This is a genomic window from Feifania hominis (genome assembly GCF_014384765.1).
GTDB lineage: Bacteria > Bacillota > Clostridia > Oscillospirales > Feifaniaceae > Feifania > Feifania hominis.
In genome coordinates this window covers 135876-148676 of the sequence record NZ_JACRSP010000001.1, presented here as the reverse complement: position 1 = coordinate 148676, position 12801 = coordinate 135876, and the positions used below count along the sequence as shown (strand labels likewise).

At 59.4% G+C, this 12801-nt stretch carries 11 protein-coding genes; all 11 read right to left on the bottom strand.

The window, feature by feature from the left end; genetic code table 11:
• Positions 1-3 precede the first annotated feature (3 nt).
• The 11 genes from asnS to H8695_RS00665 all read right to left on the bottom strand — a co-directional run bounded on the left by asnS (position 4) and on the right by H8695_RS00665 (position 12787).
• The gene (gene asnS, locus H8695_RS00715; RefSeq protein WP_249298857.1) at positions 4-1398 is read right to left on the bottom strand and encodes an asparagine--tRNA ligase; all 1395 of its coding nucleotides are present in this window, start codon (positions 1396-1398) and stop codon (positions 4-6) included.
• A gap of 41 nt (positions 1399-1439) precedes the next feature.
• Complete coding sequence (asnA, locus tag H8695_RS00710; RefSeq protein ID WP_249298856.1) at positions 1440-2453, bottom strand: aspartate--ammonia ligase; 1014 nt, start codon at positions 2451-2453, stop codon at positions 1440-1442.
• A 282-nt stretch (positions 2454-2735) separates the two neighbouring features.
• The gene (locus tag H8695_RS00705) at positions 2736-4406 is read right to left on the bottom strand and encodes a ribulokinase (protein ID WP_249298855.1); all 1671 of its coding nucleotides are present in this window, start codon (positions 4404-4406) and stop codon (positions 2736-2738) included.
• 135 nt (positions 4407-4541) lie between these two features.
• Positions 4542-5225: a ribonuclease III gene (gene rnc, locus H8695_RS00700; RefSeq protein WP_249298854.1), complete on the bottom strand. Its 684-nt coding sequence runs from the start codon at positions 5223-5225 to the stop codon at positions 4542-4544.
• A 65-nt stretch (positions 5226-5290) separates the two neighbouring features.
• Positions 5291-5515, bottom strand: coding sequence for an acyl carrier protein (acpP, locus tag H8695_RS00695; RefSeq protein WP_249298853.1), 225 nt, complete (start codon positions 5513-5515; stop codon positions 5291-5293).
• 125 nt (positions 5516-5640) lie between these two features.
• Positions 5641-6642: a phosphate acyltransferase PlsX gene (gene plsX, locus H8695_RS00690; protein ID WP_249298852.1), complete on the bottom strand. Its 1002-nt coding sequence runs from the start codon at positions 6640-6642 to the stop codon at positions 5641-5643.
• Positions 6639-7958, bottom strand: a complete 1320-nt coding sequence (gene trmFO / locus H8695_RS00685) for a methylenetetrahydrofolate--tRNA-(uracil(54)-C(5))-methyltransferase (FADH(2)-oxidizing) TrmFO (protein ID WP_249298851.1) — start codon at positions 7956-7958, stop codon at positions 6639-6641. Before trmFO ends, plsX begins: the two co-directional genes overlap by 4 nt.
• On the bottom strand, positions 7951-10107 hold the full coding sequence (gene topA, locus H8695_RS00680; protein ID WP_249298850.1) for a type I DNA topoisomerase: 2157 nt from the start codon (positions 10105-10107) through the stop codon (positions 7951-7953). The genes trmFO and topA overlap by 8 nt, the downstream gene beginning before the upstream one ends.
• A 54-nt stretch (positions 10108-10161) precedes the next feature.
• On the bottom strand, positions 10162-11346 hold the full coding sequence (gene dprA, locus H8695_RS00675) for a DNA-processing protein DprA (RefSeq protein WP_249298849.1): 1185 nt from the start codon (positions 11344-11346) through the stop codon (positions 10162-10164).
• Positions 11343-12134, bottom strand: a complete 792-nt coding sequence (locus H8695_RS00670; RefSeq protein ID WP_249298848.1) for a TrmH family RNA methyltransferase — start codon at positions 12132-12134, stop codon at positions 11343-11345. The genes dprA and H8695_RS00670 overlap by 4 nt, the downstream gene beginning before the upstream one ends.
• A complete protein-coding gene (locus H8695_RS00665; RefSeq protein ID WP_249298847.1) occupies positions 12134-12787 on the bottom strand; it encodes a potassium channel family protein in 654 nt (217 codons plus the stop codon). The genes H8695_RS00670 and H8695_RS00665 overlap by 1 nt, the downstream gene beginning before the upstream one ends.
• Positions 12788-12801: the final 14 nt, after the last annotated feature.

Sequence of the window (12801 nt, the reverse complement as noted above, 5' to 3'; positions counted from 1 at the left end):
AAATCAGAATTCCGCGTTCTTGACCGTGCGCGGGAACGGAATGACGTCGCGGATGTTGCCCATACCGGTGATATACATGATCAGGCGTTCAAAGCCGAGGCCAAAGCCCGCGTGCTTTGCCCCGCCGTATTTGCGAAGATCCAGATACCAGTGGTAGTCGGCCTCGTTGAGCCCGCACTCGCGCATGCGCGAGACGAGCACATCGTAGCGCTCCTCTCTCTGGCTTCCGCCGATGAGCTCGCCCACACCCGGCACGAGCAGGTCGGTTGCCGCGACGGTCTTCCCGTCGTCGTTGAGGCGCATGTAGAAAGCTTTGATCTCCTTGGGATAGTCGGTGACAAAAACCGGCTTTTGAAAGATCTTCTCGGTGAGGTAGCGCTCGTGCTCAGACTGCAGATCACAGCCCCAGTAAACCGGGTACTCAAACTCGTCTTTGTGCTCTTCAAGCAGCCGCACAGCCTCGGTGTAGCTCACCTGGCCGAAGTCGGAGTCAACGAGAAACCTGAGCCGCTCCAGAAGCCCCTTGTCGACAAACTCGTTGAAGAACTTCAAATCCTCCGGGCAGCGCTCCATCACCGAGCGGATGACATACTTGATCATGCGCTGCGCGAGGTCCATGTCGTCGGCGAGATCGGCAAACGCGATCTCCGGCTCGATCATCCAGAACTCGGCCGCGTGGCGCGCAGTGTTGCTGTTCTCCGCGCGGAAAGTCGGCCCAAAGGTGTAGACTTTCGAGAATGCGAGCGCATAGCACTCGGCGTTGAGCTGGCCGGAGACCGTGAGGTTGGCCGACTTGCCGAAAAAGTCCTGCGTGTAGTCTACTTCGCCCTTTTCATTGCGGGGCGGATTTTCCAGGTCGAGCGTCGTGACGCGGAACATCTCCCCCGCGCCCTCACAGTCACTGCCGGTGATCAGCGGTGTGTTCACATACACAAAGCCGTCCTTTTGAAAGAACTCGTGGATGGCCGCCGCCGCCGCGGAGCGCACGCGAAAAACCGCCGAATAGGTGTTGGTGCGCGGGCGCAGATGCGCGATCTCACGCAGAAACTCGAGCGAATGGCGCTTTTTCTGAAGCGGGTAATCCGGCGTCGAAGCGCCCTCGACCTCCACCGTCGCCGCCTTGATCTCAAAGGGCTGTTTGGCCTGCGGCGTCGCAACCAGCGTGCCCGTCACACAGACAGCGCTGCCCACGTTGAGCTTTGCAATTTCGTCGTAGTTTGCAAGGACTCCCTGCTCAATGACAATCTGGGCATTTTTGAAATAGCTGCCGTCGTTGAGCTCCAGAAAGCCGAAGTTTTTGGAGTTGCGGCTGGTTCTCACCCAGCCGCAGACGGTGACCTCCCGGCCGTCAAACGCGGCAATATCCGCAAAAATCTGAGAAAATTCCGTTCTCTTCATAACTGTCCTCCCTAGATATTTAAAACTCGGGACACCTGGTGTTACAGCAGTAAAATTCCATGCTCGCGGCAGGCCTCAACCATGTCGGCGGGCCAGACGGACGCCTGCACCTCGCCGATGTGTGCTTTCTGCAGCAGCTGCATGCACAGCCTCGACTGACCGATGCCGCCGCCGCAGGTAAGCGGCAACTCGCCATCGAGCAGCATCCGGTGAAACTTGAGCGCGCTGCGCTCCTCGGCGTGCGCCTTTTTGAGCTGTTCGGCGAGCGCATGCTCGTCGACCCGGATGCCCATGGAGGAGAGCTCCACCGCGCAGTCCAGGACTTTGTTGTAGACAATGATATCGCCGTTGAGCGACCAGTCGTCATAGTCGGGTGCGCGGCCGTCATGCCGCTCACCATTTTTCAGTTTGTCGCCGATGCGCATCAAAAATACGGCCTTGCGCTCTTTTGCTATGGCATTCTCCCGCTGCTTCGGGGTGAGCGTCGGAAAGCGGTCATAGAGCTCCTGCGTTGTGATGAAGCAGAGCTTCTCGGGCAGATAGGGCTTGTAGCGCGGAAACTCGGAACAGATGTAGGCCTCGGTCTGCCAGATGACATTCCAGATCCTCGAGACGATCTCCCGGAGCTTCTCATCGTTGCGCTCAAAGCGATCAATGACCAGCTCCCAGTCCCACTGGTCGACATAGACCGAGTGGAGATTGTCGAGCTCCTCGTCGCGGCGGATGGCGTTCATGTCGGTGTAGAGACCCGAACCCGGCTTGAAACCGTACTGCGCGAGGGCAAAGCGCTTCCACTTAGCCAGAGAATGAACGATCTGCACATCGGAGTGCAGATCTAAAATATCAAATGTGACCGGCCGCTCAACGCCGTTGAGATCGTCGTTGAGACCGCTCTCGGGTGTGACAAAGAGGGGAGCCGAAATCCGCTCGAGGTGCAGCGCCTTGGCAAGCTCGTATTGGAAGTGCTGCTTGATCAGCTTGATGGCCCGCTGGGTCTCGCGGATGTTGTATACGGCGTCGTAGTGCGGGGGAATCTGCAGTTTGTTCAGCGGCATGTGGCAATTCCTCTCCTACCTGATACAGAATAGTAGTATTATATATAATTCAGCTTTCAAATACAATCTTTCCCGGAGAAAAAAACTGATAAAAAACAGCCGATTTTGCAATCTCTTTTTGTGTTTGTTGCAAAATCGCCATATCATCATCGCGTAATCGGGCATTTTTGCAGGGAACCCGGCAATCATTTTGACTTTTTGCGTAATTTTAATGCAAAATCAACTTCTGCCCTTCGCGTACAAAGGCCCGCCCCGTGGGCGGGCCTTTGTAACGTGTCTCAGTCAGGACTGTCTCTTTTTGATCTCCTTGAGCCGCTTCATCACATCGTTGCCGCCGCGGCCGAAGTAGTCGTGCAGTCTCATGTACTCCGCAAAGAGTTCCTCGTAGACCGCGACATTCTCCGGGATGGGGCTGTAGGTCTTGGTGATGGGCAGCGCAAGTTTTTCGGACGCCTCAATGATGCTGTCGAAGCCTCCCCTGTCCGCCCCGGCCGCGACCGCGCCCCACATGGCGGCGCCTCGGGCCGGCGCCTGAGTGGAGTAGGACACGCCGATTTCCATGTTGATGACGTCGGCGTAGATCTGCATCATCATGGGGTCTTTCTGCGCGATGCCGCCGCAGGCGAGAACGCGCTTGATGGGAACCTCATTTTTCCGGTAGTTGTCGACCACGACGCGCGTGCCGTAGGCTGTCGCCTCAATCAGCGCGCGGTAGATCTCCTCGGGGCGGGTCAACAGCGTCATGCCGACGATCATGCCGGTCAGATCCGCATCGACCAGTATCGAGCGGTTTCCGTTCCACCAGTCGAGCGCCACAAGGCCGCTCTCGCCCGGCTTCTGAGCGCTCGCTTTCTCCCGCAGCAGCTTGTGGATATTGAGCCCGCGACTTTTGGCCTCCTCGTGGTAGGATGCCGGCACGCAGTTCTTGACAAACCAGTCGAAGTGATCGCCCACACAGGCCTGTCCCGTCTCATAGCCGTAGAAGCCGCGGATGATGCCGTCCTCCACGAGGCCGAGAATGCCCTCAAAGGTCTTGTCCTCTGTTGCCAGAAGCGTGTGGCAGGTGGAGGTGCCGATGTTCATCAGAAACGTCCCCGCCTCGACCACGCCGAGCGCGCAGGCCGACACGCAGGAGTCGATGATGGACACGCCCACCGCGACGCCCTCGGGCAGACCGACCCGGTCGGCATACTCCTTTTTCAGGCCGCCGACCCGGTCGCCGATCAGGCCGATGTCTCCGCGCAGCTTGGTGCTCGCAAGGTGCTCCATGCGCGGGTCAAGCGCCTTGAAAAACGCCTCCGACGGGAAGCCGGTGCGCTTGCTCCAGGAGGACTTGTAACCCGCCTGGGAACTCGACTTGAGGAGCTTTCCGGTCAGCTCCATCGTCAGATAGTCGCCGCACTCGATGAAGCGGTCGGCGGCGTTGTAGACCTCCTCGTCCTCGTCGAGCACCTGCATGACCTTCGGGATCATCCACTCGCTGTTCTGCTTGCCGCCGTAGTAGCGCATGAAGTCCTCCCCGCGCTCGGATGCAATCTCGTTGAGTCGGTTTGCCTCGGGCTGGGCCGCATGGTGCTTCCAGAGCTTCGGATAGGCGTGCGGATGGGTCTTGAACCGCTCGAGCTTGTAGAGCGGCGTGCCGTTTTCGTCGATCGGCAGAATCGAGCAGGAGGTAAAGTCCGTGCCGATGCCGATGACGTCGGCAGGATTCACGCCAGACGTGCGCATCACCTCGCTCACCGTCTCGACAAAGACCTCCAAAAAGTCGTCCGTGAGCTCCAGCGCCCAGTCGACCGGCAGCTTGATGTTCACGCCGGGGATGACCTCGTCAATCACACCGTGGGGATATTCCCGCTCGGCGACGGCGAGCTCCTCGCCGGTGTTCAGATTCAAAAGCAGCGCCCGCGCCGATTTGGTGCCGTAGTCGACGCCAATGGAGTATTTCTCTGACATGTCGAATGCCTCCTATCGCTGTAATGTTGTAAAAATCAACTTTTGAGTATTGATGTTATTTTATCATTCTTCCCGAAAAAAGGAAAGACCATCCTTTGGGGAAAACAAAGGGCGGCAGATTCTGCCGCCCCATTCTCAGGATTCCCCCATGAGCTCCAGCGCCTTTTTGGCCGCCTGCTGCTCGGCCTCTTTCTTGCTCTTGCCGACGCCGGTCGCAAAGCGGTTGCTGTTGAGATAGACCGCCACCTCGAAGACCTTGTCATGGTCGGGCCCGTGCGAGCTGACAAGCTCATAGTGCAGAGTCTCCTGTTTGTTCTTCTGCACGATCTCCTGAAGCTCGGTCTTGTAGTCGCTGAACACGCGCCCCTCGACCGCAGCCGCGACCGCCGGCACGATGAACGGCATGAGCACCCCGCGCACCGCCTCAAAGCCGCCGTCGAGATAGACCGCCGCGAGCATGGCCTCAAAGGCGTCCGCCAGAATGGAGTCGCGCTCGCGGCCATTTTGCTGCTCCTCTCCTCTGCCGAGAAGCAGAAAGCGGCCGAGGTCAATGCTGCGCGAGAACTCCGCGAGCGACTTCTCACAGACGACGCTCGCGCGCACCTTGGTCAAGTCCCCCTCGGGCAGCTTTTTGTAGTGGGTGTAAATATACTCCGACACAATGATCGACAGGACACTGTCCCCCAGAAACTCCAGGCGTTCGTTGCTGCTGCGGCCGCGGTTGCGCCCCTCGTTGACATAGGAGGAGTGGCTCAGCGCATTGTGCAGCAGCTGCTCGTCCTGAAACTGGTAGTGGATGCGTTCCATGAGCTCTCTCATTGCTTGTCCTCCGGTTTGGTACGTCCCGTATTCAAATGGGCGGGTTGACCACCCGCCCAATCACTTTAGACTCTCTGTGTGATATATTCAACAACATCTCCGACAGTCGTGATGCTCTCAACATCCTCATCTTCAATCTGAAGATCAAATTCCTCTTCAACAGCCATGATCAGTTCAACCACGTCAAGAGAATCGGCATTCAGATCTTCGAATTTGGTATCCATCGTAATGTCGTCCTCGTCCACGGTAAACTGCTCCGAAACCAGGGCTTTGACTTTTTCAAATACCACCTTGTATCACCTCGCAATCCGATGTTCGCTGCAGGCGGGCCGCCGGCGGCGGCCCATCCCTCTAAAGATCATATTCATATTGCATTGGCCTGTCAAGACAATTTCTCCAAAATTCAGTAAACCTGTTATTTTTTCTCAGAAGTAACACTATAGTATTCGGCAATCTGCTCAATCATTCCCGACTCGGCGTAAATTTTGGCCTGTCGGATGGCCGAGCAGAACGAGCGTGCGTCAGAGCTGCCGTGGGCCTTGATGACGGGCTTTGACACGCCGATAAAGGGCGCGCCGCCGGTCTCCTTGTAGTCCATGGTCTTTTTGAAGCGCGCAAGGCCTTTTTTGACACCGAGCGCCGAGAGCTTTGTCACAAGGCTCTCATAGAAGAGATCCTTGAGCGCAGACGTGAAGAATTTCGCCATGCCCTCGATGGTCTTGAGCACAACATTGCCCGTGAAACCGTCGGCCACTGCGACATCGCAGGCGCCCATCATGATCTCGCGCGGCTCGATGTTGCCGACAAAGTTCGCCTTGGATTCCCCGAGAAGTCGGTGGGCCTCACGCTGCAGATCACCGCCCTTGGTCGGCTCTGTGCCGATGTTGATCAGACCCACGCGCGGGTTTTTGACGCCGACGATCTTGTCCATATAGACCGAGCCCATCACGCCGAACTGCTCGAGATACTCCGGCTTACATTCGACATTTGCGCCGCAGTCGATGAGCAGCACGGGCCCCTTTTTGCCGGGCAGAAGCGGCGCGAGCGCCGCGCGCTTGACCCCCTTGATGCGCTTGACGATGAGCGTTGCTCCCGCGAGAGCGGCCCCCGTACTGCCGGCGGTGACAAAGGCGTCGCCCTCGCCCGCAGCGAGAGCCGTCAGCGCCATGACCATCGACGAATTTTTCTTCGAGCGGATGGAGATGCCCGGGTCATCCTCCATCTCGATGACGTCGGGCGCGTGGATAACCGTGATCCCCTCGCGTGAGAGGCCCGTGCCGTCAAAGATTCCGTCGAGCTTGTCTCTGTCCCCGTAGAGCAGAATCTCCACGCCGAGCTCTCCGACCGCGGCGGCACAGCCCTTGACAATTTCGAGCGGAGCGTTGTCCCCGCCCATGGCGTCTACAATTACTCTCATCTGTCATCCTCCTGTATCTGTGCTGCGATGCGGTCGATCTCACTGAGCGCGCGGGCGGCCAGCATCTCATTTTTGTTGCGCTTGCCCCGGAATTTGAAATTCGGCGGCGAAATGATGCCGAAATTGACGTTCATAGGCTGAAAATCCGTGACGGACCGATTGGCGATGTAGCAGCCGAGCGCACCGATGGCAGTATCTGCACTGAAGCAGAGCGGCTCTCTCCCCTCGAGCAGGCGCGCGGCGTGAATCCCCACCGCAAGCCCCGAGGCGGCCGACTCCACATAGCCCTCGACGCCGGTGATCTGTCCGGCAAAGAACAGCCCCGGCCGCCGTATGGCCTCATAGCGGCTGTTGAGAAGCCCCGGCGAGTGCAGATAGGTGTTGCGGTGCATCACGCCATAGCGCATGAATTCTGCGCTTTCAAGCCCTGGAATCATGCGGAAGACCCGCCGCTGCTCGGGAAACTTCAGATGGGTCTGAAAGCCCACCAGATTGTAGAGCGTTCCCTCGGCGTTGTCGCGGCGCAGCTGCACAATGGCGTAGGCTTCGCGCCCTGTCTTCGGGTTGACGATGCCGACCGGCTTGAGCGGTCCGAAGCGGATGGTGTCCTCCCCACGCTTTGCCATGACCTCGATGGGCATGCACCCCTCGAAGACCCGGCTGTTTTCAAAGCCGTGCAGCTCGGCCTGTTCGGCCGAGACAAGCGCCTCGTGAAAGGCGAGATACTGCTCGCGGTCCATCGGGCAGTTGATGTAATCATCGCTGCCCTTGCCGTAGCGCGAGGCGAAAAAGGCGGTGCCCATATCAATGCTCTCAAAGCTCACAATCGGCGCCGCGGCGTCAAAAAAGTAGAGCTTCTGCTCCCCCATGACCCGCGCGATGTCCTCATAGAGAGCCCCTGTGGTCAGCGGCCCCGTCGCGACGATCACCACTCCCTCGTCGGGGATGGCCGTGACCTCCCCGCTGACAAAGGCAATGAAAGGATCGTTTAAAATGCGGTCGGTGATAAACCGCGAGAACTTCTCACGGTCGACAGCAAGCGCGCCGCCCGCGGGCACGCGGGTGGCGTCGGCCGCCTGCATGATGAGCGACGAGAGCCTGCGCATCTCCTCCTTGAGCAGGCCCACGGCGTTTTCCACATTGGCCGCGCGCAGGGAATTTGAGCACACGAGCTCGGCGAGAGTGTCGCTTGCCTGCGCGGGAGTACGCCCCTCGGGTTTGAGATCGTGCAGCGTGACGCGGTGACCGCGGCGCGCGAGCTGCCAGGCGGCCTCGCAGCCCGCAAGGCCGGCTCCGATGATGGTCACATCACCCATTGCTCTTCTCCCCGGCGTCGGTCTTCTCGGCAGGCTTCGCGCTCTCCGGCTGGGGCTGGGTGTTGTAGGAACAGCCCTCTTTCGAGCAGAGCTTGATCTTCTTCCAGCCGGTCTTTTTCAGAAGCACGCTGCCGCAGATCGGACAGTTCTCCTTGGTCGGCTCATACCAGGTCATGAAATCACAGGTGGGGTTGTTCTCACAGCCGTAGTATTTGTTGTTGTTCTTGGAATATTTCTGCAAAATGCGCCCGCCGCACTTGGGACACTTCGCCCCGGTATCCACAACAATGGGCTTGGTGTTCTTGCACTCGGGATAGCCCGGACAGGCCATGAACTTGCCGTACTTGCCGGACTTGATAACCATGCGCCGCCCGCAGTACTCGCAGATTTCATCGGTCTCCTCGTCGGGAATCTTGATGTATTCGCCCGCGAGCTTCTCCTCGGCGTTTTTCATGGACGCCTCAAAGGGCTCGTAGAACTCGCGCACGGTTGTCACCCAGTCCTTTTTGCCCTCTTCGATCTCGTCGAGCTGGCGTTCCATCTTCGCGGTGAACTCGATGCTGACAATGTCGGAGAAGAGCTCTTTCATGAGCTTGGTCGTCACAATGCCAAGCTGGGTGGGCTTGAACGACTTGCCGTCCTTGATCACGTACTCGCGGTTTAAAATGGTCGCGATGGTAGGGGCATAGGTCGACGGCCGGCCGATGCCGTTCTCCTCGAGCGCCTTGATCAACGTCGCCTCGTTGAAGCGGGCGGGCGGCTGGGTAAAGTGCTGCTCGGGCTTGAGTTCAACCAGCTTGAGGGCATCCCCCTCGGCAAGCTCCGGCAGCGCTTTCGGCGCGGTCTCCTCGTCCTTCTCGTCGCGGCTCTCCTCATAGAGCGCGGTAAAGCCCGCAAAGCGCACTGTGTAGCCCGAGGTGCGGAAGATGTAGCCGTGGCCGCTCGAAGCATTCTTCGCGAGGATGTCGGCCGACACGGTGTCGAGCACCTGCGCCTCCATCTGACTTGCCACAAAGCGGTCCCAGATCAGCTTGTAGAGCCGCAGCTGATCGCGCGAAAGATTCTTCTTGATGGACTCGGGGTCGAATTCAATCGACGTCGGGCGGATGGCCTCGTGCGCATCCTGGGCGGAATTTTTGCTCTTGTAGACGCGGGGCTTTGCCGGGCAGTAGTTGTCGCCGTATTTCTGCCGGATGTAGCCGCGTACATCCTCGACTGCCTCGTTTGAAATGCGAAGCGAGTCGGTTCTCATGTAGGTGATCAGGCCGACCAGGCCGTGGCCCTGAATCTCGACGCCCTCATAGAGCTCCTGCGCAATCTGCATGGTGCGCTTGGAGGCATAGCCGAGCTTGCGCGACGCGTCCTGCTGCAGGGTGGAGGTGATAAAGGGCGGGAAAGGCTGACGCCGCTTGACGCCCTTTTTGACCGATTTGACACTGTAGTCGGCGCCCTTGAGCTGCGCCATGATCTCCTCGGTCTGCTCGCCGTTTTTCAGCTCGAGCTTCTTGTTCTCATCCCCGTAGAATTTCGAGAGAATGGGCGTTTTGACCCCCTGCTTTTCGGTGAGCGCGTCAATGCTCCAGTACTCCTGGGGCTTGAAAGCGCCGATCTCCTCCTCACGGTCGACGATCAGTCTCGTTGCCACCGACTGGACGCGTCCGGCCGAGATGCCCTTTTTGACCTTGCGCCAGAGAAAGGGACTGATCTCATAGCCGACCAGACGGTCGAGAATACGGCGCGCCTGCTGCGCGTCGACAAGATCCAGATCGATGACGCGCGGCTGCTTGACGCCCGCTTTGACGGCGGCCTTTGTGATCTCGTTGAAGGTCACGCGCACCGGATCGTGCTCGTCGATATTCAAAAGGTTCGCCAGATGCCACGATATGGCCTCTCCCTCACGGTCGGGGTCGGTCGCAAGATAGACTTTCTTGACGCCCTTTGCTTCCTTTTTTAAGTTTTTGATGACATCGCCCTTCCCGCGAATCGGGATATACTTCGGGGCAAAATCGTGCTCGACGTCAATGCCGATCTGGCTCTTCGGCAGATCGCGCACATGCCCCATGGAGGCCACGACCTTGTAGTCCTTTCCCAGGTACTTTTTGATGGTCTTGGCCTTGGCTGGTGACTCGACGATTAAAAGATAAGACATTCGCATCCTCCAACTAGTTTCTCGCCGCCGACGCGGCGCTGTTTGCGCTCTGCCTTACATCAGCCGGTAACGGCTGCCCGGCAGACTGCGGACATAGCCTTTCATATTCAAAAACAGCAGTGTGACCGACACTCTCTGTACCGGCAGACCGCTGCGCGTGGCAATCTGGTCAATGGTCAGCGGCTGCTCCGTCAGAACCGCCAGCACCGCCCTCTGCTCCCCAGTCAGCTCCAAATCCGCTGTGGGAGACGGTTTCTCATCATGATACACCAATTTCGGCGCGGCTGCAACCGGCACTTTCTGCTGCGTCCTGTCGCGCTTCGTATATGCCGCGCCGCTTTTCTGCCCCCGAATTCTATGTGGAAAGGCGGACCAATATTCCCGCAGCACGTCCATCGGCTCGGTCAGCGCAATGGCGCCGTCGCGCAGCAGCTGATTGCATCCCTCAAACTGAACGTCATCGATGCCGCCCGGCACTGCGAAGACATCGCGGCCCTGCTCGGCCGCGTGGCGCGCCGTGATCAGCGCTCCGCTCTTTCGCGGCGCCTGCACCACGGCTACGCCGAGCGAGAGGCCGCTGATGATGCGATTTCTCGCCGGGAAGCTGGAGCGGTCTGTCACCGCGCCCGGCGGGTACTCCGAGACCACGGCGCAGTTTTCGGCAATGCGCCGCTTGAGCTCAGCGTTCTCAGCCGGATATACTCTGTCAATCGCGCAGCCGAGTACCGCGATCGTGCGCCCGCCTCTCTTGAGCGCGGCGACATGGGCGAGCGTGTCGATGCCGGCGGCCATGCCGCTGACAATGATGACTCCGCACCGCGCAAGTCCCGGCACAAAGCGGTCAATCGACGCACTTCCACGCTGTGTCGCACCTCTTGTGCCCACGACGCCCAGACAGATCTCGTCGTCGATGTCGGGCAGCTCACCGAGGACATAGAGCGCGAGTGGCAGATCGCTCAGCGCAGCGAGCCTCTTCGGATAGGCGCTGTCCTCCGGCGTCAGGATGGACGCCCCGATGCTCTCACAGCGCCGCATGGTCTCCTGCGCCGGGCCCAGGTCCTTCTGCGCCAGGGTGCGGCACTCTGCCGGACTCAGAAAGGAGCAGCTGCGCAGCTTTTTCTCATCGGCACTGTAGACGCCGCGCACATTGCCGAATGCAGCAAAGAGCGCGGGCGCCTTGTTGCTGCCCGCTCTTATTTTGGACTGCAGCCAGATGTGGTATACCGTGTTGTCCGTCATACTTCCTCCCGCCGGGTCTCCCGGGACATCTCCCACATTATGATAGAAGCCGCCACGGCCGCGTTGAGCGACTCGGTTGCCGCGCCCATGGGGATTTTGAGTGTGCCGTCACACAGCGCGAGAAGTTCCTGCGTCAGCCCGCTGCCCTCATTGCCGACCGCAACGGCGGTTCCAGGGCCCAGACCGCAGGCCGTGATGCTGCGCGTATCCCCCCGAAGCGCCGCGCCGTAGAGGCGGATTCCCGCCTCGCTCAGGGCCTCTCTCAGCAGCTGCGCGCTCTCAAAGAAACGCACTCTCTGGCGAAAGAGCGAACCCATCGCGCTGCGCACGACCTTGGGGCCATAGAGGTCCGCAGTCGCCCCGAGCACCAGGACGGCGCTGACGCAAAAGGCCTCGGCTGTGCGCAGGATGGTGCCTACGTTGCCGGGGTCCTGTATGTTTTCCAAAACGAGATAGCACCCCTGCGTCTCAAGCGGCGCAGCGCCGCACGCGGGAATCGCGGCGACGCCCACGCAGCCCTGCGGCGACTCGGTGTCGCAGAGTTTTTGGAGAAGCCGCGCCGGCACTACAAAGATGTCCGGCGCGCCGAGGCGGCCGGCAATCTCAAGCGAGCGCTCCTCACAGAAGACCGCCCGCAGCGCGACGCCGCTTTTCACGGCCTCATGCAGCAGTTTCGGCCCCTCGATGAGAAACTCTCCCGCCTCACGGCGGCCCGAGCGGCGGTGCAGTTTCACCGCCTGCTTGAGCCGGGCGTTATCGGCGCTTGTGATATGCTGTACCCCCTGCATCAGAGCTTTGTGATCTGGGTGATGTCGTCGTTCGTGCCGATGATAATCAGCGCGTCGCCGGCAATCAGCTCTTCGTCGGGGTTTGGCGAAACGGAGATCTCCTTGGTCTGTTCGTGTCGGATGGCCATGATGTTGACGCCGTAGTTTGCACGCACATTCAAATCGCGCAGGGTCTTTCCTGCCCACCGCTCAGGCATGACAACCTCGACGATGGAGTACTCCTCCGACAGCTCGATGAAGTCGAGAATGTTGTTCATCGCCAGGCTCTGGGCCACTCTCATACCCATGTCTTTCTCTGGAAAGACGATCTGATCCGCGCCCACCTTGGTCAAAACGCGCGCATGCACCTCGCTCATGGCCTTGGAGAGGATGAATTTGACACCCATCTCCTTGAGAAGCAGCGTCACAAGGATGCTCGACTGCATATCTCCCGAGAGCGCGACCACCACGCAGTCCACATTGCGGATGCCGATGGATTTGAGAACCCCCTCGTCGCGCGCATCGCCGACCACCGCGTGGGTGACGTAGTCGCTGATTCTGGCGACGCGCTCCTCATCCTCATCGACCGCCATAACCTCATAGCCGAGGCTAAACAGGGTCTTTGCAAGATTGCTTCCGAACCGGCCGAGGCCGATGACTGCAAATGACTTCATACGATTTTCTCCTT

What these genes read in the sequence shown, in the direction of transcription:
- asnS (WP_249298857.1), bottom strand. Translation starts at nt 1,398, where the DNA reads ATGAAGAGAACGGAATTTTCTCAGATTTTTGCGGATATTGCCGCGTTT.
- asnA (WP_249298856.1), bottom strand. Translation starts at nt 2,453, where the DNA reads ATGCCGCTGAACAAACTGCAGATTCCCCCGCACTACGACGCCGTATAC.
- H8695_RS00705 (WP_249298855.1), bottom strand. Translation starts at nt 4,406, where the DNA reads ATGTCAGAGAAATACTCCATTGGCGTCGACTACGGCACCAAATCGGCG.
- rnc (WP_249298854.1), bottom strand. Translation starts at nt 5,225, where the DNA reads ATGAGAGAGCTCATGGAACGCATCCACTACCAGTTTCAGGACGAGCAG.
- plsX (WP_249298852.1), bottom strand. Translation starts at nt 6,642, where the DNA reads ATGAGAGTAATTGTAGACGCCATGGGCGGGGACAACGCTCCGCTCGAA.
- trmFO (WP_249298851.1), bottom strand. Translation starts at nt 7,958, where the DNA reads ATGGGTGATGTGACCATCATCGGAGCCGGCCTTGCGGGCTGCGAGGCC.
- topA (WP_249298850.1), bottom strand. Translation starts at nt 10,107, where the DNA reads ATGTCTTATCTTTTAATCGTCGAGTCACCAGCCAAGGCCAAGACCATC.
- dprA (WP_249298849.1), bottom strand. Translation starts at nt 11,346, where the DNA reads ATGACGGACAACACGGTATACCACATCTGGCTGCAGTCCAAAATAAGA.
- H8695_RS00670 (WP_249298848.1), bottom strand. Translation starts at nt 12,134, where the DNA reads ATGCAGGGGGTACAGCATATCACAAGCGCCGATAACGCCCGGCTCAAG.
- H8695_RS00665 (WP_249298847.1), bottom strand. Translation starts at nt 12,787, where the DNA reads ATGAAGTCATTTGCAGTCATCGGCCTCGGCCGGTTCGGAAGCAATCTT.